This is a genomic window from Thermotoga sp. Mc24, assembly GCF_000784835.1.
Classification (GTDB): Bacteria; Thermotogota; Thermotogae; order Thermotogales; family Thermotogaceae; genus Thermotoga.
Map to the genome: position 1 here is coordinate 89,281 of NZ_JSFH01000004.1, position 24,786 is coordinate 114,066.

Annotated in this window: 19 protein-coding genes, 9 tRNA genes, 3 rRNA genes and 1 pseudogene; 13 read left to right on the plus strand and 19 right to left on the minus strand. The window is 49.3% G+C overall.

Going from position 1 to position 24,786, the window contains the following annotated elements:
• Window positions 1–154: 154 nt before the first annotated feature.
• Window positions 155–1,069, plus strand: a complete 915-nt coding sequence (ttuA, locus tag MC24_RS01170; RefSeq protein ID WP_038051806.1) for a tRNA-5-methyluridine(54) 2-sulfurtransferase — start codon at window positions 155–157, stop codon at window positions 1,067–1,069.
• An 8-nt stretch (window positions 1,070–1,077) separates the two neighbouring features.
• On the opposite strand, the gene MC24_RS01175 is transcribed toward ttuA, so the two are convergent.
• Complete coding sequence (locus tag MC24_RS01175; RefSeq protein WP_012896170.1) at window positions 1,078–1,569, minus strand: adenosine-specific kinase; 492 nt, start codon at window positions 1,567–1,569, stop codon at window positions 1,078–1,080.
• A gap of 61 nt (window positions 1,570–1,630) precedes the next feature.
• On the opposite strand from MC24_RS01175, the pseudogene MC24_RS10020 reads away from it, so the two are divergent.
• Window positions 1,631–2,398, plus strand: a pseudogene (locus MC24_RS10020) (Ppx/GppA phosphatase family protein); the annotation flags it as partial.
• Between the two features lie 15 nt (window positions 2,399–2,413).
• On the opposite strand, the gene MC24_RS01190 reads toward MC24_RS10020, so the two are convergent.
• Window positions 2,414–2,490 (minus strand) — tRNA-Arg (locus tag MC24_RS01190).
• Between the two features lie 13 nt (window positions 2,491–2,503).
• Window positions 2,504–2,593, minus strand: a tRNA-Ser gene (locus MC24_RS01195).
• Window positions 2,594–2,647: 54 nt separating this feature from the next.
• On the opposite strand from MC24_RS01195, the gene MC24_RS01200 reads away from it, so the two are divergent.
• From MC24_RS01200 to MC24_RS01230, 7 genes are all read left to right on the plus strand, one after another.
• Window positions 2,648–3,268: an ABC transporter ATP-binding protein gene (locus MC24_RS01200; RefSeq protein ID WP_038051815.1), complete on the plus strand. Its 621-nt coding sequence runs from the start codon at window positions 2,648–2,650 to the stop codon at window positions 3,266–3,268.
• The gene (locus MC24_RS01205; RefSeq protein WP_038051818.1) at window positions 3,268–4,056 is read left to right on the plus strand and encodes an ABC transporter permease; all 789 of its coding nucleotides are present in this window, start codon (window positions 3,268–3,270) and stop codon (window positions 4,054–4,056) included. The genes MC24_RS01200 and MC24_RS01205 overlap by 1 nt, the downstream gene beginning before the upstream one ends.
• A gap of 88 nt (window positions 4,057–4,144) precedes the next feature.
• Window positions 4,145–4,220: transfer RNA gene (locus MC24_RS01210), tRNA-Gly, on the plus strand.
• An 11-nt stretch (window positions 4,221–4,231) separates the two neighbouring features.
• A tRNA-Arg gene (locus MC24_RS01215) sits at window positions 4,232–4,308 on the plus strand.
• A 10-nt stretch (window positions 4,309–4,318) separates the two neighbouring features.
• Window positions 4,319–4,394: transfer RNA gene (locus MC24_RS01220), tRNA-His, on the plus strand.
• A gap of 5 nt (window positions 4,395–4,399) precedes the next feature.
• Window positions 4,400–4,476: transfer RNA gene (locus tag MC24_RS01225), tRNA-Arg, on the plus strand.
• A gap of 70 nt (window positions 4,477–4,546) precedes the next feature.
• On the plus strand, window positions 4,547–4,810 hold the full coding sequence (locus MC24_RS01230; RefSeq protein WP_004082838.1) for a stage V sporulation protein S: 264 nt from the start codon (window positions 4,547–4,549) through the stop codon (window positions 4,808–4,810).
• Between the two features lie 54 nt (window positions 4,811–4,864).
• Here the strand turns inward: MC24_RS01230 and MC24_RS01235 are convergent, their stop codons facing one another.
• The 5 genes from MC24_RS01235 to MC24_RS01255 form a co-directional block, all read right to left on the minus strand.
• Window positions 4,865–5,641 (minus strand): ABC transporter ATP-binding protein, encoded by a 777-nt coding sequence (locus tag MC24_RS01235; protein WP_038051820.1) that lies wholly within the window; start codon window positions 5,639–5,641, stop codon window positions 4,865–4,867.
• 5 nt (window positions 5,642–5,646) lie between these two features.
• On the minus strand, window positions 5,647–6,681 hold the full coding sequence (locus MC24_RS01240; RefSeq protein ID WP_038051823.1) for a FecCD family ABC transporter permease: 1,035 nt from the start codon (window positions 6,679–6,681) through the stop codon (window positions 5,647–5,649).
• The gene (locus tag MC24_RS01245; RefSeq protein WP_011943337.1) at window positions 6,675–7,751 is read right to left on the minus strand and encodes an iron ABC transporter substrate-binding protein; all 1,077 of its coding nucleotides are present in this window, start codon (window positions 7,749–7,751) and stop codon (window positions 6,675–6,677) included. Before MC24_RS01245 ends, MC24_RS01240 begins: the two co-directional genes overlap by 7 nt.
• Before the next feature lie 4 nt (window positions 7,752–7,755).
• A complete protein-coding gene (tsaA, locus tag MC24_RS01250; protein ID WP_004082829.1) occupies window positions 7,756–8,187 on the minus strand; it encodes a tRNA (N6-threonylcarbamoyladenosine(37)-N6)-methyltransferase TrmO in 432 nt (143 codons plus the stop codon).
• 55 nt (window positions 8,188–8,242) lie between these two features.
• Window positions 8,243–8,318, minus strand: a tRNA-Ala gene (locus tag MC24_RS01255).
• Window positions 8,319–8,602: 284 nt separating this feature from the next.
• On the opposite strand from MC24_RS01255, the gene MC24_RS01260 reads away from it, so the two are divergent.
• From MC24_RS01260 to MC24_RS01270, 3 genes are read left to right on the plus strand one after another with little or no spacing between them, the layout of a single operon-like run.
• Entirely contained in the window at window positions 8,603–10,030 is a 1,428-nt protein-coding gene (locus tag MC24_RS01260) for a sensor histidine kinase (RefSeq protein ID WP_038051825.1), read from the plus strand.
• The gene (locus MC24_RS01265) at window positions 10,005–11,111 is read left to right on the plus strand and encodes a cyclic di-GMP phosphodiesterase (protein WP_038051829.1); all 1,107 of its coding nucleotides are present in this window, start codon (window positions 10,005–10,007) and stop codon (window positions 11,109–11,111) included. Before MC24_RS01260 ends, MC24_RS01265 begins: the two co-directional genes overlap by 26 nt.
• Window positions 11,038–11,487, plus strand: a complete 450-nt coding sequence (locus MC24_RS01270) for an SRPBCC family protein (RefSeq protein ID WP_012310736.1) — start codon at window positions 11,038–11,040, stop codon at window positions 11,485–11,487. Before MC24_RS01265 ends, MC24_RS01270 begins: the two co-directional genes overlap by 74 nt.
• Here the strand turns inward: MC24_RS01270 and glmM are convergent.
• The 4 genes from glmM to holA are packed head-to-tail and all read right to left on the minus strand — an operon-like array spanning window position 11,467 to window position 15,652.
• Entirely contained in the window at window positions 11,467–12,756 is a 1,290-nt protein-coding gene (gene glmM / locus MC24_RS01275) for a phosphoglucosamine mutase (RefSeq protein ID WP_038051832.1), read from the minus strand. The genes MC24_RS01270 and glmM overlap by 21 nt on opposite strands.
• Window positions 12,753–13,535, minus strand: coding sequence for a carbon-nitrogen hydrolase family protein (locus tag MC24_RS01280; RefSeq protein ID WP_235280272.1), 783 nt, complete (start codon window positions 13,533–13,535; stop codon window positions 12,753–12,755). The genes glmM and MC24_RS01280 overlap by 4 nt, the downstream gene beginning before the upstream one ends.
• On the minus strand, window positions 13,516–14,709 hold the full coding sequence (locus tag MC24_RS01285) for a TIGR04013 family B12-binding domain/radical SAM domain-containing protein (protein ID WP_038051838.1): 1,194 nt from the start codon (window positions 14,707–14,709) through the stop codon (window positions 13,516–13,518). The genes MC24_RS01280 and MC24_RS01285 overlap by 20 nt, the downstream gene beginning before the upstream one ends.
• A complete protein-coding gene (holA, locus tag MC24_RS01290) occupies window positions 14,678–15,652 on the minus strand; it encodes a DNA polymerase III subunit delta (RefSeq protein ID WP_038051841.1) in 975 nt (324 codons plus the stop codon). Before holA ends, MC24_RS01285 begins: the two co-directional genes overlap by 32 nt.
• Before the next feature lie 82 nt (window positions 15,653–15,734).
• Between holA and MC24_RS01295 the strand changes: the two genes are divergently transcribed.
• A complete protein-coding gene (locus tag MC24_RS01295; RefSeq protein ID WP_008193938.1) occupies window positions 15,735–16,304 on the plus strand; it encodes a hypothetical protein in 570 nt (189 codons plus the stop codon).
• A 27-nt stretch (window positions 16,305–16,331) separates the two neighbouring features.
• Here the strand turns inward: MC24_RS01295 and MC24_RS01300 are convergent, their stop codons facing one another.
• The 7 genes from MC24_RS01300 to priA form a co-directional block, all read right to left on the minus strand.
• Window positions 16,332–16,610, minus strand: a complete 279-nt coding sequence (locus tag MC24_RS01300; RefSeq protein WP_008193941.1) for a hypothetical protein — start codon at window positions 16,608–16,610, stop codon at window positions 16,332–16,334.
• 55 nt (window positions 16,611–16,665) lie between these two features.
• Window positions 16,666–16,782 (minus strand): 5S ribosomal RNA (gene rrf / locus MC24_RS01305).
• Window positions 16,783–16,824: 42 nt separating this feature from the next.
• Window positions 16,825–20,544, minus strand: a 23S ribosomal RNA gene (locus MC24_RS01310).
• Window positions 20,545–20,584: 40 nt separating this feature from the next.
• A tRNA-Ala gene (locus MC24_RS01315) sits at window positions 20,585–20,660 on the minus strand.
• Window positions 20,661–20,665: 5 nt separating this feature from the next.
• Window positions 20,666–20,742, minus strand: a tRNA-Ile gene (locus MC24_RS01320).
• Window positions 20,743–20,784: 42 nt separating this feature from the next.
• A 16S ribosomal RNA gene (locus MC24_RS01325) occupies window positions 20,785–22,343 on the minus strand.
• Together the 16S, 23S and 5S rRNA genes with 2 tRNA genes alongside form the textbook arrangement of a ribosomal RNA operon.
• 231 nt (window positions 22,344–22,574) lie before the next feature.
• Window positions 22,575–24,785, minus strand: a complete 2,211-nt coding sequence (priA, locus tag MC24_RS01330) for a replication restart helicase PriA (RefSeq protein ID WP_038051843.1) — start codon at window positions 24,783–24,785, stop codon at window positions 22,575–22,577.
• Window position 24,786: the final 1 nt, after the last annotated feature.

The following is a 24,786-nucleotide window of genomic DNA, read 5'->3' on the forward strand; positions in this document are numbered from 1 at the left end:
AAAATGTTCAAAATTTGCCTGGAAGGAAAGCAAAAGGTAACAATTAGATTCACCGAATTTAATTTCTCGTACGGATTTACAGCCGGTGAAATATCCGTGATACAATTTAATCGAACCGAATTTAAACGACACTTTCCTTGAAAGGAGGGAAAAAATGAAGTGTACAAAGTGTGGAAAACCCGCTTCGGTTAAATTGAGACACTACAACATAAAGCTCTGCAAAGAGCATTTCAACGAATTCATAGAACAGAGGGTGGAGAAAGCCGTAAAAAAGTTCAAAATGTTTGACAGAAATTCGAAAATATTGATAGCCGTCTCCGGAGGAAAGGACAGCGTTTCCCTGTGGCACATGCTGAAAAAACTCGGCCACGAGGTGGACGCACTGTTCATCAGAGCTGGAAAAAGCGGAATGGTCCAAAAAGCCCAGGAAATCGTTGAAAAAAACGCAGAGCTTCTCAACACCAAACTTCACATAGTCGATGCGACGGAATACTTCGAAGGCCTTTCCACTCAGGAAATCTCCATCATGTTGAGGAGACCTGTTTGTTCTATTTGTGGAGTCGTGAGAAGGTATCTGATGAACAAATTCGCCTACGAAAACGGCTACGACGTGGTGGTCACGGGGCACAACCTGAACGATGAAGCGTCTGTTTTGCTGGGGAATATCCTTCACTGGCAGGAAGGATATATGGAGAGGCAGTGGCCGCTCCTTCCGAAAACCCATGAAAAACTCGTTCCAAAAGCCAAACCACTCGTTTTGAACTACGAAGAAGATATAAAACTGTACGCAACCCTGAACGAGATACCACACCTCGAAATGGCCTGTCCATTCTCCGTGGGAGCGACTTCACTCGTATACAAGAAGATCCTGCGGGAGCTCGAAGAAGAACAACCAGGAATCACACTGAATTTCTATCTTGGGTTTTTGAAAAGAAAGAAAGAGCCGAAACTCGAAGTGGAAGGACTCAGAGAATGTAAAGAGTGTGGTTATCCAACGACGGCAGAAGTGTGTTCCTTCTGCAGACTCAGAAAGCAAGTAGAGAAAAGGAAAAACAAAGCCCCCGCATGAGCGGGGGATCATTTTTTGTACTTTGTGATCTCCCTGAGAAACGCGTGTCTTTTCTTTTTGTCCTCCTCACCTTCCACACCCTTGGGTGAGTACCCGTCAACCACTCCGAGTACCGCTCTTCCCTGGGGAGTGATAGCCACGATCACCTGTAAAGGATTCGCCGTTGCCGTGTATATCCTGCATACCTCTTGAACACTTTTGATCTGATTCAGAATGTTGATGGGGTAACCACCTCTTATGTAGATCACAAAGGTGTGACCGGCACCTATTTTCTTTGCCGTCTCGATCGCCTGATTCACCAGCTCCTCGTCGTTTCCTTCGTACCTGATGAGACATGGTCCACTCGCTTCGTTGAAAGCTATACCGAACCTGAGATTCGGATTAGTTGTCACTATCACCTCGTACAGATCCTCAACCGTCTTGATAAAATGAGAATGTCCCAGAATAATATTGGCATTTTCAGGAATGGACACATCCACAACTTCAAGCTGCACACTCACGTTTTCACCTCCCAGGAATATTCTAACATCAGGAGGTGAGGAAATGGTCGCGGTATTGGACATGGGGAGCAACTCCTTCATTCTTCTTGTCGTTTCGGAGAAGGGAGAGACCATTCTCGAAGAGGTCCACGAAGTCGGAATAGCCTCTGGAAGCCTCGAGAAGGCGAAAGAAGTGTTCAAAGAATGCGCGGAAAAAGCTGAAAAAATGGGGGCTAAACTTCACGTATTTGGAACGGCATTTTTCAGAAAGCATCCCGACATCTTCCAGGAGATAACAGGGGGTAGGGGAGAAATTTTACCGGAAGAAAAAGAAGCATACTACTCTTATATTTCTGTGGCGAAAGATTTCGGGAAAAGGGATATCATGGTGGCTGATCTCGGTGGAGGTAGCCTCGAACTCGCCTGGAAAGACGGATACGTCAGTTTAGAACTTGGAACACATGTACTGAATCGCACTTTTTCCTTGACGCTTCCATACATCGAATCGGTGGACGGAATAGTTGAATACGTGATGAAGCGACTTCCTGAGGTAAAAAAGGACGAGCTTTTTGGAGTTGGAGGAAGTTTTGTCGCACTCGCCGCGTTGATGAAAGGAAATTGGAACCTGGAAATTCTTCACGGAAGCGTTTTAAAATTAGAAGAGGTTGAAAAACTCGTGGCCAAGATCAAAAGGATGAGCTTTGAAGACGTGAAGAATCTGAAAGTACTTCCTGAAGGAAGGGAGAAAACAATACTCGCGGGAGGAATCGTGACCATTGCTCTTTTGAGAAAATATTCGCCGAAGATGACGGTGAGCACCAAAGGTTATAGATACGGAATAGTGTGGGAGATCCTTGAAAAAAGATGGCGTGCCCGGGGGGATTCGAACCCCCAACCTCCAGATCCGCAGTCTGGCGCTCTATCCAACTGAGCTACGGGCACATATATAAAAAACTGGCGGAGAGGGTGGGATTCGAACCCACGGTGGGGAAACCCCCACACTTGCTTAGCAGGCAAGCGCCTTAGGCCGCTCGGCCACCTCTCCACCTGCCATTTATTATAGCAACATATTCAGGAATATTCAAGGGGAGGAAAAATCGTGTTTGTTTTAAAGAATGTGAAATACAAGGACATATTAAACATTGAAGAACTCCACATACCGGCTCGAAAAATTACCGTTATTACAGGAAAGAGCGGCACAGGAAAAACAACTCTTCTAAAGATGCTGAACAAACTTATTTCACCGGATAGTGGAGAGATTTTCTTCAAAGGTACACCATTGAAAGAGATCGATTCGGTTGAACTCAGACGGAAAGTGGTGATGCTTCCTCAGTTTCCTGTTGTGTTTCCCGGAAACGTGAAGGAAAATCTTATCTTAGGCTTGAAATTTTCTAGAAAAAAGATACCACACGATGAAGAGTTGAGAAACATCTTAAAGTTCGTTATGCTCGAAAAAGACCTGAACGATGATCCAGAAAAATTCTCCGGAGGCGAAAAACAGCGACTCGCTCTGGCAAGGGTTCTTCTCATGGATCCTGAGGTGCTGCTCCTCGATGAACCCACTTCCTCTCTGGATGAGAAAACCGGTATTGAAATCATCAAAAAGGTGTCCGATTTTGCAAAAAATCAGGGGAAGACGCTTGTCGTGGTGACTCATAACCCGGAATTGAAAAAATTCGCTGATGTGTTGATCGAACTCAAAAACGGGAGGGTTTTGTGATGGGACCAGTTGATATCAGCCTGATACAGCTTTTGAGTGCCTATGTTTTTGTTGTTGCTTTGATGTTCATACTGAGAATAAGAAGGATACCGCGAGAAAAAGAAGTTCTGGTGGCATCCATCAGAATGACCTTTCAACTGGTGTTGGCAGGGTTTGTCCTGAGTTACATCCTCGATCATCCTTCACCACTTTACACGATCCTGGCAGTTCTCGTTATGGAGATCTTCGCCATCTACAATGTTTACAAAAGAGCAAGGCTTTCTCTTCCAGCGAGGGTAAAAAAACGTTTGGAATTCTTCATAGCGATCTCTGTGAGTACGGGAACGCTTCTCAGCCTTGTTTACTTTCTGTACGTGGTGGTCAAAATCTCTCCCTGGTTCGATCCAAGGTACGTGATTCCCCTTGCGGGTATGATCATCGGAAACTCCATGACCGGTGTTTCACTCGGAGTGAAAGCCCTTTCCGAGTCAATAACGGTTCAAAAAAATATCGTGGAAATGGCTTTGATGTTGGGTGCAAGACCAAAAGATGCCGTGAGAATGTTCAGTGACAAGGCGTTCGATTCGGCGATACTACCAACACTCAACTCCATGATTGGTATGGGCATCGTGTTTCTCCCCGGCATGATGACGGGACAGATCCTCTCTGGAACATCTCCGATCACTGCGATAAAGTATCAGATCGCAATAATGCTTGGAATACTTGGTGGAGTCACGATCAGTGTGAGTGTGTTTCTCTATCTGGGATACAAAGCTTTCTTCAACAGAGAAGATCAGCTGATCGTTTAATGTCACCAAAACTCATGCATTGTACACCCCACTTGACGTTCCCAGAGAGTTATGATAATATTTTTAGTGCTTGGAGGGTCTTTGAAGGGCGGGTGTAGCTCAACTGGTAGAGCATCGGCCTTCCAAGCCGAGGGTTGCGGGTTCGAGTCCCGTCGCCCGCTCCAACGTTTCTGGTGCGCCCGTAGCTCAACAGGATAGAGCATCGGATTTCTAATCCGAGGGCTGCAGGTTCGAGTCCTGCCGGGCGCGCCATTTTTTCGTGGTGACCATAGCTCAGTTGGTAGAGCGCCTGACTGTGGATCAGGTGGTCGCGGGTTCGAGTCCCGCTGGTCACCCCAGAGACGCGCCCGTAGCTCAACTGGATAGAGCGTCGGACTTCGGATCCGATGGTTGCGGGTTCGAGTCCTGCCGGGCGCGCCACTCGAAAACCAATAAACCAATGTCGCTGAAAAGCATAGAAGAACACTCACCGTAGAGGAGGTAGGAACACATGGAAGTACTCAAAGTTGCTTCTAATTCCAATCCAAACAAAGTCGCAGGAGCTCTCGCAGGAGTTATCAGAGAAAAGGGGAAGGCCGAACTTCAGGCAATTGGCGCGGGTGCTGTTAACCAGGCCGTGAAAGCTATAGCCATCGCAAGAGGTTATCTTGCTCCAAGTGGGATCAACCTTGTTTGCGTTCCCGCCTTTGCAGAAGTTCAGATCAACGGAGAAACCAGAACGGCAATCAAGTTCATTGTCTTCCCAAAAGATTGAATTCTGACGAGAAAAACGAACGAAATCCCCGCAAGTGCGGGGATTTTTGTTTTGTTAGTCAGTATTTTCACGGGGTCCCGGAGATTCTTTGCCCCTCAGAACAAAAACAGGTGTGTCGAGAATCTCCCTCACAACTCCGTTCACCCCGTACACTTCCCAGAACAGATCAGGTGTCAAAATCGCTCTTTCACCGTCGCTTACGATCTTTCCATCTTTCATGAAAATGAACCTATCAGCAAATCGCAGAGCCAGGTTTATCTCATGCATCACGACTAGTGCAATCTTTCCTGATTTCACGAAATCTTGAACTATCTCCATGATCTCGATCTGATTCTTTGGATCGAGGTTGTTCGTCGGCTCATCCAGTAAAAGGATCTCCGGCTCCTGAACGAGTGCCCTGGCAATACTCACTTTTTGAAGCTCACCACCGCTCAAATTCTTCGCTCTCTGAAACACCAGATGTTGGAGATTCAATCGTTCAACCACTCTGTTTACAACTTCGATATCCCTCTTTGAAGGGCTGACGCTTACGTATGGCTTTCTTCCGAGAAGGATCAGATTGTAAACGTTCAACATACCGGGATCGAATCGCTGTGGAACGTACCCTATTATCCTAGCCAGATCTCTTCTGGTGTAGTGCTCGAGAGGTTTACCAAAAATCTCTACACCCTGGCACTTCAAGATACCCGCTACGCACTTCAACAACGTGCTCTTTCCCGCACCGTTTGGCCCCAGGATAGCGATGAGCTCTCCCTTCCGCGCGCTAAAAGTGACATTATCCAGAACTTTTTTGCTTCTGTAACTGAACGAGAGGTTCATTATTCGAAGCATCTCTGTCACCTTTCCTTACTTTGAAGGAGCAGATAGATGAAAAGAGGTGCCCCGAGAAAAGAAGTCACAATCCCCACAGGAAGAACTGTAGGAGAGAGAAGAACACGTGCCACAGTATCGGCCGATAACAGCAAAACACTACCACACAGCGCTGAGAGGGGAATCAAAAATCTGTAATCTTCCCCAAAGAGGATTCTCATCATGTGGGGTGCCAGCAGTCCTATGAAACCGATTATACCGACGAACGCCACACTGATAGCTGTCAGCAAAGTAGAAAGCACTACCAGAATCAATCTCACTTTTTCCACTTCAATCCCCGTCGACTTTGCGATTTCATCTCCCACAACCATCGCGTTGATATCCCACGCCTTCCAGAGGAAGTAAGCGAAAACCGTCAAAAAGACCACCAGAAGTATGATGTTTTCTCTCCAGGTTGTCCTTCCAAGATCTCCAAAGCTCCAATAAACCATCGTGGCGAGTTCCAGATCATCGGCAAAGTACTGGATCAACGCGGTGGCAGCCGTGAAAAGAGAACCCATGGCAACGCCCATCAGCACCATCGCTTCCGGAGTGATTTCTTTTAGTTTTCCCATCAAAAAAATGACGAGAGAAGAACTCATCGCCCCGAGAAAAGCGAAGAGAGCAATAGTGTAGGGATTGTTCAGTGTGACACTACCAGTACTCTCAGAATACCCCGCTCCCAGTGCGATGGCTAAGGAAGCGCCGAACATAGCACCATGAGATGTACCCGTTGTAAAGGGACTGGCAAGAGGATTCTTCAAAACTCCCTGCATAACAGCTCCGGAGACTGCCAAGGAAGCACCAACGAGGATACCAGCGACCACCCTTGGAAATCTGACGCTCCAGATCACAAGTTGTGCTTTCCTGTCACCCTTCCCCAGAAATGCGCCGATAATATCTTTGAACGACAGAGAATAGCCGCCATGTGATAGAGAATAGATCCCTACAAGCACCAGCAAAAACGATAAAAGTAGAATCGTGAAAATTCTTCTCGCAACGTAATTTCTGTAAATCACCATGTTCCACGGAGGATCTTTCCTGAAGAAAGATCTATCTTTCCAAATCCTCCAAATTGCTCAGCCATCTCCTCGTAAACCCTTTTTCCGAGAAGGAATTCATAAATTTCATCCGCCTTTTCCTCCGGATCGATATCGGCAAAACGTTCGGGATAGAGGACTTTTCCGATGAAGTACGCATTGGCCAGAGCCGTTCCGATGTTGGTGGTGTAGTAATTGTAAGGGAGAATGCCGTAAACTTTCCCTCTTTTAACAGCGTTTAAACTCTCATAGAACTCTCTGTGTTTCGAATAATCGTCCAGTACGAGGCTCAAACCGTTTTCATCGATGAAAATGTACTCTGGATCCCAAACGAGTAGCTTCTCAGGATCTATGAATTTGTGTCCTTCTCCCAACCCGTGCACAACGTTCCTCGCGTGTAGGACCACGAAAGGAGGATACTTCGCCTCCGTGCTATCGATTCCATGAACTCCCTTGTATCCGATTCCACCAACGTAGACAGTAGGACTTTCGACAGCCTCAGATCGAGTCGAGAGATCCTCCTGCGCTTTCTTTATGAAATCAACCACTTCATGGGCTCTTTCTTCTCTTCCAAGAATCTTTCCCGCCAGTTCGAGCGATCTGAAGAGATCCTCGTCTTCAAATGTCCCGAGATCTCCGTAACTGAGTACGACAACGGGAATCCCCGTTTTCTCCTGTATGTCCTGCGCCGTCTTTCTGTCAACGTACGTTATAAAGACAACGTCGGGTTGCAGAGTTATCAAAGACTCCAGATTTGGAAGCTTTCCTGGTCCTCCAGGGCCAACACTCGGAAGTTCCTTGAGCTCCGGATACGCAACTATGTAAGGCCTCCCGTAAGGTCTGAGTTTCTCAAAGTCTTCCACACCGACAACCATATCGGTGGCTTTCAAATACGCAATCAACCTGAGCGCCCCGGGACCCACCGCCACGATTCGATTCACGTTCGAAGGAACTTCTACTTCTCTTCCAAGAAGATCCTTTATCACAATTCCTTCCGAAAACAACACGATCGAGAGAATCAGAAAAACAGAGATGAAAACCTTGAATTTCATTTCTCTACACCTCCTCGAACCATCCAATTCTGGCGTTCTCTACGCAGTCTATTTTCGAAGAATACGGTTTGATATCGACGACGGGGGTTCCATCAACAGCGTCCAGTCCCTCCACAACCAGCTCCCTACCTCTCACTTCTAAAAGTTTCACAACAGAAAAACCGATGGGATTCGGTCTGTGGGGAGAGCGCGTCGCGAAGACACCATGCTCACGTTTGTCAAACGGTGGAATGGCGATCAATCTGTCTCTGTTCGCTCTGTCAAGCCAGTAAAGAACGATCAGATGTGTACACGTTTCGATGTCCTTCAGCCCTTCTTCGTATTCAGGAAAGAGTTCAATCGTAAATCTTTCCTGAGAAAATCTCCCTTGGAAAGGGCATTCGGAAGGACTTTTGAAAGGAGATCTAATCACACCAATCTGTTTCAACAGAAACATCCTCAATTCCCCCTTTAAATTAAAAAAATAACCCCCTGCACACGCAGGGGCTCTTTGGTGGAGCCGATGGGATTTGAACCCACGACCTCTACCGTGCGAAGGTAGCGCTCTCCCAGCTGAGCTACGGCCCCACATCCGTGATTTATTATACTCGATCTCTTCCCTTTATTCAAGTCTTCGCTCGGAGATTTTTATAGAAATAAAACTTTGGTTGGGGAATCATCGTACTCTGTAAATATTATGCATAAAAACATATTTGAATTCGTTATGATAAAGAATCAACAATTAAAATGAGTTTTATAATAATCAAAAAAACGATAGTTTATAATATTTGTTGACATACCCCGGTTTTATATGTTAGATTAAATCAGGGGATAGATAGTATGGACCCTTTATTATAATTTCGCTTTTTGGTATGGTCGTTATGTATTTTTTCTTTCCTGAAACGACAAACGTGGTGGTCGTTTCCGTTCTGAATTTTGTAGCGCTTTTTCTCTCGTTTTTCACACACTACACCAGCTCAAGAAAAGACGAGGATTTGAACGTCCTCACTTTTTCGTGTTTGCTTTCCTCTCTGTTTTCTCTCTTTTTTCTTCGAGTTTTCCTCATGAATCCAGAAAACGCGTGGATGTTTTTGAGTAGCTCCAAGCTGATCCTCGCTGAAGGTTTCTTTCTCTTCCTGATCGGGAAGAAAAAGAATTATTTCAAATGGCTCGTTGTTCTCATATTCGCAATCCTTTTTGCTGTATCGGTCTTGAGATTCAATTTGGCTTTCTACTTCGAGAGCGCCTCGCTCGTTCTCTTTTTGCTTTTCCTCTTCATCAGGAAACCACAGACAACACTCCTTTCAGTGAGTTTGTTTCTTTATTCCATTTCCTCGATCTTCTTTTACTTTTTCAGAAGTGCATACCCCTATCATGTAACATCGGGCAGCATCTTTTTGATGTGGCATTTCGTGAAAAAGTACGTGGAGACACCCAAAAAAGAAGCGGAAAAGCTCTCAAAGGAACTCGGAATCCCTCCCGAACGAATCTCTTCTGTCGTCACGAACCTTTACAATTTTCTCATCGAAGTCCTGCGAATCATACCGGAAATTTTGCGTGAGGAAGATCAAAACAGAGTGAGAGAGATCTTCAACAAATATTTTTCGCAAGAATTGTCCTCATGCTTTCCAGAGTTAAGAGACACTTTTTCGAACTTTGTCGAGGAGTACGTATCTTTCCTGGAAGAAAAACAAAAATTCCAGGACATGTACGTTGTACTCACCAAAAACCTCGCACACAATTTGAAAAACCCGGTGAATGCCATTTACGTGAGTGCTCAGCTCTTGAAACGACAGTTCCCGGAGACCTCGCCCGTGGTTAGAAACATAGAAAAACTCTGCCACGAGATGACAGAAGAGATAGAAAGGATTCTCAAAGCGTCGATAGGAAGAAACGAAGTTCTGAGAAAAGATGACCTGGAAAAAGCCCTGGAGCCGCTTCTGGAAATGGCTCGGCTCAAGAACCTCGAAACAGATATCGAAATGGAATTCGACGAACTCGAAATCGACAGAGATGCTTTCCTCGCACTGGTCACGAACCTGTTTTCGAACGCGGTGAAGTACACTTCCTCCGGAAGAGTGGCTCTCAAAATAGAAAAGAAAAATGATAAAATCAACTTGCGTGTTTCCGACACAGGACCGGGGCTGAAAGAACAGAACGGATTTGGACTATTCACAGTGAAGAAACTGGTGAACTATCTGAAGGGTTCGATGGAGGTCATAAAAAAGGATGGTACCACATTCATAATAACCCTTCCCCTCAGGAGGGATAAAAATGACAGTACTGATCGTAGAGGATGATGACATCACACGGGAAGCCATGGGACAGTATCTGAAACTCTCAGGCATCGACGTGATCGAAGCAGAAAACGGAGAGAAAGCCGTCGAACTTTCGAAAGACGTCGATGTCGCACTGGTGGATGTGATGCTTCCAGGGATGAGTGGAATAGAAGTGGTGAACAAGATAAAAGCGAAGAATCCATCCTGTGTGGTCTTCGTCGTAACTGCGTATGACGACACCGGAATAATAAAAAAATGTGTGGAGGTGGGAACCGACGATTTTATTAAAAAACCTGTCAATCTCGAACTTTTGAGACTGAAAATAACCCACGCCCTCAGAAACAGAGTCTTTCATCTGTACAGAAACAGCTATCTGAAATCGTTGAAGAAAAAACTTTTCCTTTTGGAAAAAACTGCGGAGGAGTTCTTCACAGAATACGAAGACTTTCTCTTCGAAGTTCTGGAAATACTGAACATGCTTTCCGAATACAGGGACATGGAGACACACAAACACACAGAGAGGGTTGGATGGCTCTCAGGAAGGATCGCTGAAGAGATGGGAATGAGCGAGGTTTTCGTCACAGAGATTCAGTTCGCTGCTCCCCTCCACGATATTGGAAAGATCGGAATACCCGATAGAATTCTGTTGAAGCCCGGTATTCTCACACCGGAAGAGTTCGAAATCATGAAACAGCACACCACCATCGGATTCAGAATCCTCAGCCGGAGCAACTCCCCTATCCTTCAACTCGGAGCGGAGATCGCTCTCACGCACCACGAAAGATGGAATGGGGCCGGGTATCCCAGGGGACTGAAGGGGAGAGAAATACCCATTTCTGGTCTCATCGTAGCGGTGGCGGACAGTTTCGACGCCATGGTTTCCAAAAGACCCTACAAAAACCCAAAACCACTTGAAGAAGCGTTCAGAGAGATAGAATCCCTCTCCGGAAAGCTCTATTCACCAGAAGTAGTCGAAGCCTTCCTGAAACTGGAAAAAGAAATAACTGATGTCTACAGGAGGGAGAAGGATGAAGATACCTCCAACAACGGCAGGCGTTCACATCAGAGCTCCTCTGGAGAAGGTGTGGAGGGTATTCGTTAACGAAAACGGCTGGGACGGCTGGTTCACCGATGGTATGAAGATGGAACTCAAAGAAGGGGGAAAGATCTTCTTCAGGTGGTTCAGAAAAACGTTCGGGGAGGAAGTGACGGACGAAGGCATCATCCATAGGTTAGAACCCCCCAATCTCATAGAGTTCTCCTGGAACACATACGAAGATGGATTCAGATCCCGCGTCAAGATGGAGTTCTTCCCTTCAAGCTACACCGGCACCTGGGTTCAAGTGGAAGACCACACAATTGTCCTCAACGAAGAGGACATGAAAATAAAGCTCGAGTGTGCAGTCGGATGGGGAGAAATGTTGACCCTCGCGAAGATATGGATAGAATACGGGATATCAACTCTCGAGAACCCTTGAAATCTCCTCCACGATCTTTTCTATCTCCTCTCTGTCTTTCCCTTCAACCGTGATTCTTATAACGGGCTCTGTACCGGACGGTCTTATCACCACACGGTAACCTCTGGAAGTGCTTTCCTCAACGATCTTTCTCAAATTCTCATTTTCAAGGGACATGCTCTCTGTTCTTTTCACATTCTTCGTGATCTGCGGATAATCTGGTATCTCTTTCGCAAAATCAGAAAGCTTTCTTCCTGATTGCTTGAGGATTCTCATCAGCTCCAAAGCGGTTATTAAACCATCTCCCGTGGTGCTTCTGTCGAAGATTATTATGTGACCGGATCTTTCTCCTCCCAGATTCGCTCCGCTTTCAAGCATCTTTTCAAGGACGTATTTATCTCCTACTTTCGTTCGAAGAAGCTTTATTCCCCTTTCTTTGAGAAAATCTTCGAGGCCTCCATTCGTCATAATGGTACCCACCACAGTATCACTGCTTAGACGCCCTTCTTCTTTCAACCAAACTGCGAGGATCCCTATGATCCTATCCCCGTTTACAACGTTTCTCTCTTCGTCTATAGCTATCACACGGTCTCCATCACCATCGAAGGTGAATCCTACCTTCCCGTTCTTCATCTCTTCAGCCAAAAACCTGGGATGAGTGGCGCCACACCCTTGATTTATGAGAAGTCCGTCATGGGAGTCGTTGAACACCTCTACTTTTGCTCCAAGGAGTTCAAAAACCTCTTTAGCCGTTGTCGTGGTGGCACCGTTTGCGAGATCCAGGGATACCATCTCGCCTGTGAGATCGAGATCCCTGAACATTTCAAGGACCGCTCCAATATACATGTCCCTTCCTTCTTTGAACGATTTTATCCTGCCGACAATTGATCGAACCGGGAAACTCTCGTTCTCTAGTTTCTTCTCTATCTCCGCTTCCATCTCGTCCGGTATCTTGTATCCACCCTTCAGCACCTTTATACCGTTGTATTCTGGAGGATTGTGAGAAGCCGAAATGACAACACCGAACGACCTGGTGATCCTCGTGAGGAGAGCCACCGCTGGTGTTGGAATGATGCCGCACAGAAGGACGTCCACCCCCATAGACGTGAGGCCAGCGGAAATAGCCGCCTCGAGCGAATCCCCCGAAACTCTCGTGTCCTTTCCCACAATGACTCTTCCTTCTCCGACAATCTCTCCCAGCGCTTTGCCCACCTTGAAGGCCAGCTCATCTGTGAGTGTTTCACCAAAGATTCCCCTTATTCCGTCGGTTCCGAAGTATTTCACCCTCATAACCTCCCCTTCTGAAGCGTGTAAAGGTGGGACATGTAGTTTCTAAGGTAAGCGTGAGAATCTCCTTCTTCGTCGTATCTGTAATGATAAACAGCATCTAGATCGAGATCTTCACAGATCAAACCTTCACCGCTCTCTATCTCGTTCATAACCTTTCCGTTTGGACCCACTATCCTCGTTCTTCCGACGAATTCCACAAAACCTTCGCCGCACATGGAGGATGCCACAAGGAAAACTCCGTTCTCAACTGCCCTGGATCTCGTGGCAACATCGTACGTGTGCCCCCGAGCCTTCCCAAAAGCAAAGGCTGAGAGAATCACTTTACTCCCTTTGAATGTTAAAATACGTGATATTTCAGGGAAGCCGATCTCATAACAGATCAACGTGCCAAAAACTACCCCTCTGTAAGAAAACACAAGAAAATACTCCCCAGGTTCAAAGACGTTTTTCTCTCCACGAAAGAGATGTGTTTTATCGTAGAAAAGCAATTCCTTTTTCTTCTTGAAAATCACAAGCGAGTTTCTGAGCTTTCCCAGAACGATCCTTGGTGTACCAACAGCTATCAGTATCTGTCCTTCCCTTGAAAGCTTCAAGAGCTTTTTCTTTGCGACTTCTGAAAAAAACAAGGCTCCCCTTTTCAGAATCGCCTCGTCCCAGGTGTACCCACTGATTGTGAGCTCCGGAAAGACAACGACTTCGGCTCCTTCCGAAACAGCCATCTCTATGAACTGTTCTATTCTCTCCAGATTTCCTTCGAAGTCACCGATCGCTGGTAACATCTGTACTGCCGCCACTCGCAATTTCGTACACCTTCCTCGCAAGCATTTCCTGCTTCATCCAGTAACCGTCGAGAATACCCTTTGAAGCGAGCCTCCCCAGAAATTTGTAATGAACCTCTGTGAGTCTTCCGGGCCCAGCATTGAAAAGTTCCGTCCCGGGAAGCGGCATGAAGGTGTGCGCATGGATCTTTGCGCCGTATCTCTCCACTATTTTAACAATAAAGCTGAAAGTTTTCTCCACATCCTCTTCCGTTTCGAACGGGAAGCCGAATATGAAATCAACGTGTGGAATAAAACCGTGAAGAGAGATCTTTTCTATCGCTTCCTCTACCTGTTCAACCGTGTGGCCACGCTTTATGATCTTCAAGATCCTGTCGCTTCCGCTCTGGGCACCTATCACTATGGAACGGTTGTTGACGTACTTTTTCACCACTTTGAGTACTTCGTCGGTCACAGACTCTGGCCTCACTTCGGAAGGAAACGTTCCGAAATATATTTCTTCGATACCAACCCTTTTGAGTCCATACAGGAGTTCTTCTATCTTCTCTACATTGGGTGTTACTCCATTCTTCGAACCATAGCCGAAGGAGTTGGGAGCTATGAAACGAGCGAGCTTCCTTCCGTGTTTCACACCGAGTTTCGCGTAGTGAACAACGACGTCCACATCACGGTGTCTCACCTGTCTTCCAGCGATGATCGGTGTCTGACAGTACGCACAAGAAAACGGGCATCCCCTCGTGATTTCGATGGGCATGTAGATTCCTTTCGAAGGTAGGAAAGGTGAGTAGTGGTTCAAGTTGACTCTCTTTGAGATACCATCGAAGATCTTTTTTCTCTCCCCCATCAAGAACCTCAAAATATTCTCCTCTCCATCCCCCGTGAAAACGTGATCGAATCCCATTCTCAAGCAACCCTCTGGATCGGCTGTCACATGTGGCCCTCCCGCGATGAGCGTATATTCCCGTTCTTTCAATGTTCTGACCTCTTCTCTGACGATATCAAGGTCAAAGCTCATGAAAGAATAGGCAACGATGGTCTCTTCTGGGGGGAACTTTTTTATTTCCTCAAACTTCACAGGTCTTGCTTCCACATCGAGGTGTCTGCTGTATATGGTTGAAAGAAGGGCCGCGAGACTGTACCAGTTATTCTTCATCTCTCTGAAGAGAATATACATCCAGCGCCACCTCTTCTATGAACTCGTGGAAGAACGGTTTTGGATCTTCTTCACTTTTCACGGCTCTGTCCAGATCGTAGAGATCTCTCAGTATTTTTCTAACCTTTTTCACATCGTAGTAGAGGAGGTGATTTATCACCTTGAATTTCCAGGTCTTAAAGGAGAAACCGAGAAAACGTGCCACACGAGGAACGGGAATTCCCAGCTCTTTGGACACCCTGGACACATCAGGCCAGGTGTAGTATCTTTTCTTTGTCACAAGAACGAGGATTTTGAAGAGATCCAGGAAGTGATTCGCAAGGACAGTGGCAATCACCACGGGCTCTGTGGTTTTCCACAACTGCGACAGAAGAGAGTGAGCGATCTTCCTTTTTCCTTCGGAAACGGCAAAGCAAAAATCATCGTATCCCGGAGTCTGATAGGTGAAAACGACCTCTTCCACGTCTTCTACCGTTATCTTTTTGTCCTCAGAATAAGCTTTCAGCTTCTCAATCTCCATTTCTATGATCAGATCATTCGTTCCGATCTTGGAAAAAAACAGCTGAAGGGCATCTTTATCGATGAGCAAACCGTTCTCCCTGAAGCGCTTTTCTATCCATTCCAACCATTTGTCCGTTTCCCACGGTTTTGGAAGCTCCAGCGCTACTCCCTTTCCACCTGTTTTTTGCGAACGGATGAAGATATGAACGTCTTCCGGTACATTTTTCAAAAGTTCAACGAGACGCTTCTGTTCCTGCGCCTTCCACTCATCAAAATTAACGATGTCTATGATCGTCTTGTTAGAAAAGATTGTCTTTGTTCTAAGTAAAGACCTTATGAAATCGATCTTGTCGGGATCCTCCGGATGGATCCTTATGTACTCCACATTACCATCCCTCAGGAGTTTCTTTATCAATTCTTCTTTCTGAGTCTCTGCAGTGCCTGTGAGAAACGTGACCGGCATACAATCACCTCTCATGGTGATTTTAACACGCTTTGAGAAACAATTTCAAAGTGTTATCATTCAGAGAGAAGGAGGTGAAAATATGAAAAAGGTGCTCACCTGGTTGGCTCTGATCACAGCTGGTATTCTCATGCTGGTTTCCGGATGTATCCCGGTGCCTATCCCCATCGACCTTGGGAACCCCGGTATCGAACCTCAGGTGTTCGAAGTACCAGCGGGAAGTTCTACTACACTAGAAGCAAGGTGGACAAGCTTCACGATCAAAGCAGAAGATGTGAAAAGCGCGCAGCAAAGTGCGGGAGTTCCTGGAACAGTACATTTCCACAACATCGAAGTGTCTGGAAAGATCACAGTTGAAGGAAGCCTCACATTTAATGGTTTCATAGATTTTTCACTTGAAGAACCAACGTCCATTCCAGAGACTGGAGATGTGAATATCGATATAGATACTTCTCAAAAAACCGAATACTCTCTTTCCATCTCCGCCAACGACTCAAGCGCCTTGAAAGCAGCACTCGACAAGATAAACAACGGCGAAGATGTCACTCTATGGGTGATTTTTGGTCAAAACGAATACGAGTCCACCACTGATGCCACCGTCACGGTCACCATCACCAACGTGAGGCTCTGGGTCACCTGGACCGCCTGGTAAAACAAAAGCCCCTCTTTTCGAGGGGCTTCATTCTTCATCGAATGAAAGTTCCATGTAGTCTGCTTTCACACCTGGAAGTTTGTTGAGTTTGTCACAGAGTTCTCTGTGCTGCTCAGGACTTCCCACAAGTTCAAGAACTATGAGACCCGCTTCTGAACAGTTGTCGAGAACACCATCATGGAGGCCGAGTCTTGTCTTGATCAGACAGCCCCAAGCCGTGAGAATCTTTTGAACTTTCTCTGCTGTTTCTCTTCTGTTTTCCACAAGGATTGCCATCACAGTTTTTATAGGAAGTTTTTCCGCCACGATATCACCCCCTTGTTACTATTATAACAAAAGGTGATCTATAAAAAAACAAATCCCCGGGCGCTACCTACTCTCGCATGGGGCTACCCCCATACTACCATCGGCCCAGGGCGGCTTAACGGCCGGGTTCGGAATGGAACCGGGTGTTTCCCGCCCCAGTATCGGCACCCGGGGATACTTCGAAGGGTCACTGGAAACTGCATAGGGGATTTCGGAGGTCAAGGCCTCGGCCGATTAGTACCAGTGGGCTCAACGCCTTGCGGCGCTTACACCCCTGGCCTATCAAGGTCCTCTTCTCGGACCGGCCTTACTCCCTTAACGGGATGGGAGGCCTAATCTTGGGGCGCGCTTCCCGCTTAGATGCTTTCAGCGGTTATCGCTTAGGGGCATAGCTACCCGGCGTATGCCGCTGGCGCGACAGCCGGTACACCAGAGGCCCCCTCCTCCCGGTCCTCTCGTACAAGGGAGGACCCCCCTCAAGCCTCCTACGCCCGCGGCAGATAGGGACCGACCTGTCTCACGACGGTCTGAACCCAGCTCACGTACCCCTTTAATGGGCGAACAGCCCAACCCTTGGGACCTGCTTCAGCCCCAGGATGGGATGAGCCGACATCGAGGTGCCGAACCCCGCCGTCGATGTGAACTCTCGGGCGGGACCAGCCTGTTATCCCCGGGGTAACTTTTATCCGTTGATCGACGGCCCTTCCACACGGGACCGCCGGGTCACTAGGGCCGGGTTTCCCCCCTGCTCGGCCTGTCGGCCTCGCAGTCAGGCCGGCTTATGCCCTTGCACTCTGCGGTGGATTTCCAACCCACCTGAGCCGACCTTTGCACACCTCCGTTACCTTTTAGGAGGTGACCGCCCCAGTCAAACTGCCCACCTGGCACTGTCCCCACCCTGCTCTTCACAGGGTCAGGTTAGAACTCCAGTGCACCGAGGGTGGTATTCCACTGGCGGCTCCACCGCCCCTGGCGAGGCGGCTTCACAGCCTCCCACCTATTCTATACACGATGCACCGGAGCCCAATACCAGGCTGCAGTAAAGCTCCACGGGGTCTTTCCGTCTAGCCGCGGGTACTGGGCATCTTCACCCAGACTGAAATTTCACCGGGCCCCCCGCCGAGACAGTGCCCCAGTCGTTACGCCATTCATGCAGGTCGGAACTTACCCGACAAGGAATTTCGCTCACCTTTATCCCATCCTTTCGGAATGGGGGTGGACTGTATCTTCATCCAGTCCCCGGATCTCTTCAAGGACTCGTCGTAGTCTCTCGTGATTACCTGTGTTTATTTCCATGGCTATTTCCAGGATCTTGATGAGACCTTCTTTCGTCAGGTGTTCTCCCCGTTCCATCATCAGGATTATCCTTCTGAATTTCTTGAAGTCGACGTTCTTCTTCGTTTTCAGAGGGTGTTTTTCGAAAAACTCCACTACTTTTTTCAAGCAAGATCTCTTCCGGATCCGAAGCTCGTATCGATCATCGTGGTTTCTTCGAACAACACCGCATCCGAAAAACTTCCTCAATGCGTACAAAACCTGTATATCTCTTTCATGTTGAACGATCCTGAATTCAGGGAGAACCTGGTAACCTGTTTTCATGGTGCGATTTCTATTAACACCCACATAGAAACAGCCTTCACCATCGACGAATCCAACAACCCAATCAGGTTTGAGATCCAAGATTTCCACCCCTTCTCACGGGGACTGGATGCCCGGCGTACAGTCTCTGAGGATCCCCCTCACGGGGTTTCCTGCGGATTACCCAATCCCTTCCATTTTTACCTGGGCTGGCCGCAGCCCCCAGGTAAGAAGGGCTCTAAGGGCTTCCCCGCATACAGCCGGGTATTGCCCCACAGGTTTCCCTGTGGGCAGGCAGCGAATGCTACCTTAGGACCGTTATAGTTACGGCCGCCGTTTACCGGGGCTTCGGGTCGGAGCTACGCTCCCACAAGAGGAGCCTCACCCCTCCCCTTAACCTTCCGGCACTGGGCAGGCGTCAGTCCCTATACTTCCTCTTTTCGAGTTAGCAGAGACCTGTGTTTTTGGTAAACAGTCGCCAGGGCCTTGTCACTGCGACCGCCTCGGGCTCCCCCAGTTTCCAGGTTGCCCCTTCCCCTGGGTTCACCCTAACGCGGCACCCCTTCTCCCGAAGTTACGGGGCCAATTTGCCGAGTTCCTTGGCGAGGGTTCACCCGCTCCCCTGAGCCTTCTAAGCCCGCCCACCTGTGTCGGTTTGCGGAACGGGCACCTACGGTCTCAAGCGGTACGCGAGGTTTTTCTCGGCAGTGTGGGGTCAGCGCCGTTGGTCCCCGAAGGGACCTCCCCATCACGGCTCAGGCTCGGGGCGCGGATTTACCTACGCCCGTCATCGCCCTAACCGCTTGGAGGGGCATGCCACTTGCCCCCGGCGCTTACCCTCCTGCGTCACCCCTCGTACCATCGACCGCAGATGGCGCCGGAATATTAACCGGCTTCCCTTCGGCTACCCCTTTCGGGTTCACCTTAGGGTCCCGGCTAACCCTGGGCGGACGACCCTTCCCCAGGTACCCTTGGGCTTACGGGGGGAGGGATTCTCACCCTCCTTTCGTATACTCATGCCCGCATTCTCACTTCCGCCTCGTCCAGCGGCCCTCACGGGTCCGCCTTCATCCTACAGCGGAAAGCTCCCCTACCGCCAGTACCCCCAACGGAGGTACTGACCCGCGGCTTCGGAGGGTGGCTTGAGCCCCGTTACATTTTCGGTGCAGAGCGCCTCGGCTGGTGAGCTGTTACGCACTCTTTAAATGATGGCTGCTTCTAAGCCAACATCCCAGCTGTCTTAGGCGCTCCACATCCTTTACCACTTAGCCACCTCTTCGGGTCCTTAGCCGGCGGTCTGGGTTGTTCCCCTCTCGTCCGCGGAGCTTATCCCCCGCGGGCTCACTCCCGGGCTTTGTGTGCAGGAATTCGGAGTTTGACGGGGTTCGGAGGAAACCCCCCTAGCCCCATCAGTGCTCTACCCCCTGCACAGACCGCCCGAGGCTGCACCTCAATGCATTTCGGGGAGAACCAGCTATCACCGGGTTCGGTTAGCTTTTCACTCCTACCCCCAGGTCATCCGAGGACTTTTCACTGTCCACCGGTTCGGGCCTCCAGTGGGTTTTAACCCACCTTCACCCTGCCCAGGGGTAGCTCACCCGGCTTCGGGTCTGCCGCCGGTGACTGAACGCCCTGTTCGGACTCGCTTTCGCTGCGGCTACGCCTTTGTCGGCTTAACCTCGCCACCGACGGCAACTCGCGGGCTCATTAATCAAAAGGCACGCCGTCACCCCCAAATGGGGGCTCCGACTTCTTGTAGGCACGCGGTTTCAGATCCTCTTTCACTCCCCTTCCGGGGTGCTTTTCACCTTTCCCTCACGGTACTGGTGCGCTATCGGACGGCGGGTAGTATTTAGCCTTGGAGGGTGGTCCCCCCAGCTTCCCACGGGATTCCACGTGTCCCGTGGTACTCGGGAACACGGCCCAGGGAGTCCCTCCTCTTTCGCCTACGGGGCTGTCACCCTCTCCGGCCCACCTTCCCAGGTGGTTCGGCTAGAGGAGGGATTTGTAACTCCCCGGCGAGTCCGTGGCCTCACCCGACCGTGTCCCGCAACCCCAGCGTGGCAACGCCCACGGGCTTTGACACCACGCTGGTTTGGGCTCCTCCCCGTTCGCTCGCCGCTACTAGGGGAATCTCGGTTGATTTCTTTTCCTCGGGGTACTGAGATGTTTCACTTCCCCCGGTGTCGCACCGCCTTTCGGCGGCGAGTGGCCTCAACGGCCACCCGGGTTTCCCCATTCGGGAATCCCGGGATCAACGCCTGCTTGCGGCTCCCCCGGGCTTATCGCAGCTTGCCACGCCCTTCATCGCCTCCCGCCGCCAAGGCATCCACCGCGTGCCCTTAGTACCTTGACCTCCTACTTTCCCCTATGCAGTTTTCAATGACCCTTCACCTTGGTGGAGACGAGGGGATTCGAACCCCTGACCTCCTGCTTGCAAAGCAGGCGCTCTCCCAGCTGAGCTACGTCCCCACCAATGGTGGGCTCGGGTGGACTCGAACCACCGACCTCACGCTTATCAGGCGTGCGCTCTGACCGACTGAGCTACGAGCCCGAGCCATTGGAATATGGATAGCAGCCCCCATTCATCTCCTAGAAAGGAGGTGATCCAGCCGCACCTTCCGGTACGGCTACCTTGTTACGACTTCGCCCCCCTCACCAGGTTCTCCCTCAACACCCCCCCTCCCTTTCGGGTTGGGGCAGGTGTCTTCGGGAGCCCCCGACTCGGGTGGCGTGACGGGCGGTGTGTACAAGGCCCGGGAACGTATTCACCGCGGCGTGGCTGATCCGCGATTACTAGCGATTCCGGCTTCACGCAGGCGGGTTGCAGCCTGCGATCCGAACTGAGGGCGGTTTTGGGGATTGGCTCCCCCTCGCGGGGTCGCAACCCATTGTACCGCCCATTGTAGCGCGTGTGTCGCCCAGGGCATAAGGGGCACGAGTACCTGACGTCATCCCCTCCTTCCTCCGGCTCGTCGCCGGCAGTCCCCCTAGAGTGCCCGGCCGAACCGCTGGCAACTAGGGGCAGGGGTTGCGCTCGTTGCGGGACTTAACCCAACACCTCACGGCACGAGCTGACGACGGCCGTGCACCACCTGTGCCGGCTCCCAGTCCCAAAGGACTGGGTCCCTACCCCTTTCGGGGAGGTACCACCGGCATGTCAAGCCCTGGTAAGGTTCTTGGCTTAGCATCCAATTAAACCACACGCTCCACCGCTTGTGCGGGCCCCCGTCAATTCCTTTGAGTTTCACCCTTGCGGGCGTACTCCCCAGGCGGCCCACTTAACGCGTTGGCTTCAGCACGGAGGGATACCCCCCCACACCTAGTGGGCATCGTTTACGGCCAGGACTACCCGGGTATCTAATCCGGTTTGCTCCCCTGGCTTTCGGGCCTCAGCGTCGGGGTCGGCCCAGGAGACCGGCTTCCCCACCGGCGTTCCTGCCGATATCTACGGATTTCACCCCTACACCGGCAGTTCCGTCTCCCTCTACCGCCCCCAAGCCCAGTAGTTTCGGATGCGGCCCCACGGTTGAGCCGTGGGATTTCACATCCGACACACCAGGCCGCCTACGCCCCCTTTACGCCCAGTAAATCCGGGTAACGCTTGCCCCCTACGTATTACCGCGGCTGCTGGCACGTAGTTAGCCGGGGCTTTCTAGCGGGGTACCGTCATCGGTAGGGCATTTCCTCCCTACCTTATTCTTCCCCCGCCACAGCGGTTTACACCCCGAAGGGCTTCGTCCCGCACGCGGCGTCGCTGGATCAGGGTTTCCCCCATTGTCCAAGATTCCCCACTGCTGCCTCCCGTAGGAGTGGGGTCCGTGTCTCAGTGCCCCTGTGGCCGACCACCCTCTCAGGCCGGCTACCCGTCGTCGGCTTGGTGGGCCATTACCCCACCAACTACCTGATGGGCCGCGGGCCCCTCCTCCGGCGGGGCAAACGCCCCTTTCCTCCACCAACTTGCGTTGATGGAGCGTATGGGGTATTAGCCAGGGTTTCCCCTGGTTATCCCCCTCCGGAGGGTAGGTTACCCACGTGTTACTCACCCGTCCGCCGCTGGGTACTCCTCCCCGAAGGGAGTTTCCCCCGCTCGACTTGCATGTGTTAGGCACGCCGCCAGCGTTCACCCTGAGCCAGGATCAAACCCTCCATATAAGATTCGATCCAGGCTCAACAAACTGGGGGGCTGCTATCCATATTTCAATGACCCGAGGACAAAAAACCTTGAAGTTTGCTTCAACTCTGAGTTCGTAACTTCTCTTTCCGGGTTCTATTCTTCTTTTCCGCTTTCTGAAGACCCTTCATCTCAACGTCGCCGAGATTAATAATAGCATCCCCTTCAACCTCTTTCAATTAAGAAAAAGATACGATAAAGTAACATCAAGGTTAATCCGATACCTCGAGTGTGGGCGGATCGATCCGAACAATCGCATCGATTCCCAGTATTCTCAACGCTTTTTCCAGTTTCGAAAGTACTCTCTCCAAGTCTTCTGTTTTCACAATGAGATGGTACCTGTAGAATCCTCTCAGCTTGAAAACCCAGTGCTCAACGGGTCCAAGAACCTCCTCGCCTTTTAGAAATTCTTTTAGAGAGCTCAGAGAATTCTTTCCAAATTCCGGATTCTTGGACTTCACAGCAACCTGAACGAGGTGGCGATATGGAGGATAACCAAGGGCTTTTCTTCTTTCGAGTTCTTCGGCATAAAAACCATCCACATCTTCTTCTAAGGCTTTTTTGATGATCGTGTCCTCCGAATTATAGGTCTGGATAATCGCCTTCCCCTGATCTCCTCTCGATGCCCTTCCCAGAGTCTGAACGATCAACTGAAACGTACGAAGTGAAGACGAATAATCAGGGTTGAAGATCAAAGAATCCACATCTGTGATACATACAAGGCCTATTTCGGGTACATTGAGACTCTTCGTGATCAACCTGGTTCCAACGAGGATATCTATCTCGCCTCTGATCAATTTGTCTATGTAACTTTCCAGCTCCATGATGTTATCGACAACCTCTCTGTCGACCCTCGCTATCCTGCGGGTCGGAAAGTACCTTCTCAGTTCCCTTTCCACTCTTTCCGTCCCCGCTGCTCTTCCGACGAGGCGCCCTCCACATCGAGGACAGGATTCAACAAATCCATATTCATGACCGCATTGATGACATTTCAACGAATGCGTATCCGAATGGTACACCAGAGACACATCACAATTCTCACATTTGAGCACGTGCCCACAGACTTCACACTGGACGCGCCCCCAGAAACCTTTTCTCCTCACATAGATAAGTACTCTCTTGCCTTCCTCGAGGGTCTCCTCTATTCTGTCGAGGGTCTTCTTCGCAAAACTTCCTATCTTCTCTTCATTTCGCATATCGACAACTTCCACAGACAGATTCCCGAACCTTCTCCTAAAATTGAACATTCTGATGCGACCCTCTTTTGCGTCTCTGTAGGTCCACAGATCCGGTGTTGCAGAAGACAGAATTATTGGAACATCGAAAACCTCAGAAATTTTCCTTGCAACCACGACGGCATCATAAGAAGGTCGAGTGTGTTGATAGAAACTCTCATCGTGTTCTTCGTCAACTATCAAGAGAGAAAGATTCTTAACTGGAACAAAAACAGCACTGCGTGTCCCCAAAAGCACATCGATTTTTCCGCTAACCGCCCTGTACCATTCCAGATTTTTCCTCGCTCTGGAAAGGTAGCTGTGATAAATCCCTATTTTCAAGTCCGGGAAGGCTCCTTTCAGGCGTGAAAGTGTGTGGGTGAGAACAGAAACTTCCGGTACGAGGAAAAGAACGGTTCCTTTCCTTGAATACACATCAATTAACTCGAACAAAGCCTCGGTTTTTCCGCTCCCCGTTGGACCGAAAAAAAGATTTTCCCTCGAAATATTTTCTTTGAAACCACTGCGGAGAATCCTTCTCTTTTTCGGAAGAACGTCGCTTCTCACTATTTCCACTATATTCTTTCTTTGAAGAGTCTCGATCACACTCCTTGAAACTTCCAGATCTTCCAGCAACTCCTCAAGATGAACCCCATCATTGAATTGAAGGTATTCCACCACCATTCTCTGCTTCACAGTTAAATGTTCTCGAACGATTTCACTTATTCCCTTTTTCAGAAACAATCGCTTTTTCACACGAGGTCTTGGCTCTTTCACATAGAAATTTTTCTCCACCCTCACCAGGCCTTTTTTCACCATTTCTTTCAGGGTTTTTTCCCCGAAAGTTTCAAGAAAATCGCGTAGAGTCATCCTGTCGAAATCCAGAAACGGACTCTCCGAAACAACCACTTCCTCTTTGTAATCGTCGATACCCTGTGGGAAAAACAGATCGAAAACCATTCCTACGGGTGAGAAAAACCTTTCAGACACCCATTCTGCTATTTTCACATGTCCTTCGCTTAGAAAACTTTTACCATCCCTTTCACTGAGCGTTGCTTCGTTTTCGTGTGAAAATGATCGTTCCAGTACGTAGCCCTTGACTTTTTCGTTTCGCCACTTCAACCACACTCTTTCACCAGTCAAAAGCTCTTCTGAAGAGAAAACATTAAGCACTTTTCCCAAACCGGAGACAGCCACCTTGTAGTACATC

Bases quoted from the DNA above. Each gene is read 5' to 3' on its own strand.
- ttuA (WP_038051806.1), top strand. From the start codon at position 155: ATGAAGTGTACAAAGTGTGGAAAACCCGCTTCGGTTAAATTGAGACAC.
- MC24_RS01205 (WP_038051818.1), top strand. From the start codon at position 3,268: ATGGGACCAGTTGATATCAGCCTGATACAGCTTTTGAGTGCCTATGTT.
- MC24_RS01230 (WP_004082838.1), top strand. From the start codon at position 4,547: ATGGAAGTACTCAAAGTTGCTTCTAATTCCAATCCAAACAAAGTCGCA.
- MC24_RS01235 (WP_038051820.1), bottom strand. From the start codon at position 5,641: ATGCTTCGAATAATGAACCTCTCGTTCAGTTACAGAAGCAAAAAAGTT.
- MC24_RS01240 (WP_038051823.1), bottom strand. From the start codon at position 6,681: ATGGTGATTTACAGAAATTACGTTGCGAGAAGAATTTTCACGATTCTA.
- MC24_RS01245 (WP_011943337.1), bottom strand. From the start codon at position 7,751: ATGAAATTCAAGGTTTTCATCTCTGTTTTTCTGATTCTCTCGATCGTG.
- tsaA (WP_004082829.1), bottom strand. From the start codon at position 8,187: ATGTTTCTGTTGAAACAGATTGGTGTGATTAGATCTCCTTTCAAAAGT.
- MC24_RS01260 (WP_038051825.1), top strand. From the start codon at position 8,603: ATGGTCGTTATGTATTTTTTCTTTCCTGAAACGACAAACGTGGTGGTC.
- MC24_RS01265 (WP_038051829.1), top strand. From the start codon at position 10,005: ATGACAGTACTGATCGTAGAGGATGATGACATCACACGGGAAGCCATG.
- MC24_RS01270 (WP_012310736.1), top strand. From the start codon at position 11,038: ATGAAGATACCTCCAACAACGGCAGGCGTTCACATCAGAGCTCCTCTG.
- glmM (WP_038051832.1), bottom strand. From the start codon at position 12,756: ATGAGGGTGAAATACTTCGGAACCGACGGAATAAGGGGAATCTTTGGT.
- MC24_RS01280 (WP_235280272.1), bottom strand. From the start codon at position 13,535: ATGTTACCAGCGATCGGTGACTTCGAAGGAAATCTGGAGAGAATAGAA.
- MC24_RS01285 (WP_038051838.1), bottom strand. From the start codon at position 14,709: ATGTATATTCTCTTCAGAGAGATGAAGAATAACTGGTACAGTCTCGCG.
- holA (WP_038051841.1), bottom strand. From the start codon at position 15,652: ATGCCGGTCACGTTTCTCACAGGCACTGCAGAGACTCAGAAAGAAGAA.
- MC24_RS01295 (WP_008193938.1), top strand. From the start codon at position 15,735: ATGAAAAAGGTGCTCACCTGGTTGGCTCTGATCACAGCTGGTATTCTC.
- priA (WP_038051843.1), bottom strand. From the start codon at position 24,785: ATGTACTACAAGGTGGCTGTCTCCGGTTTGGGAAAAGTGCTTAATGTT.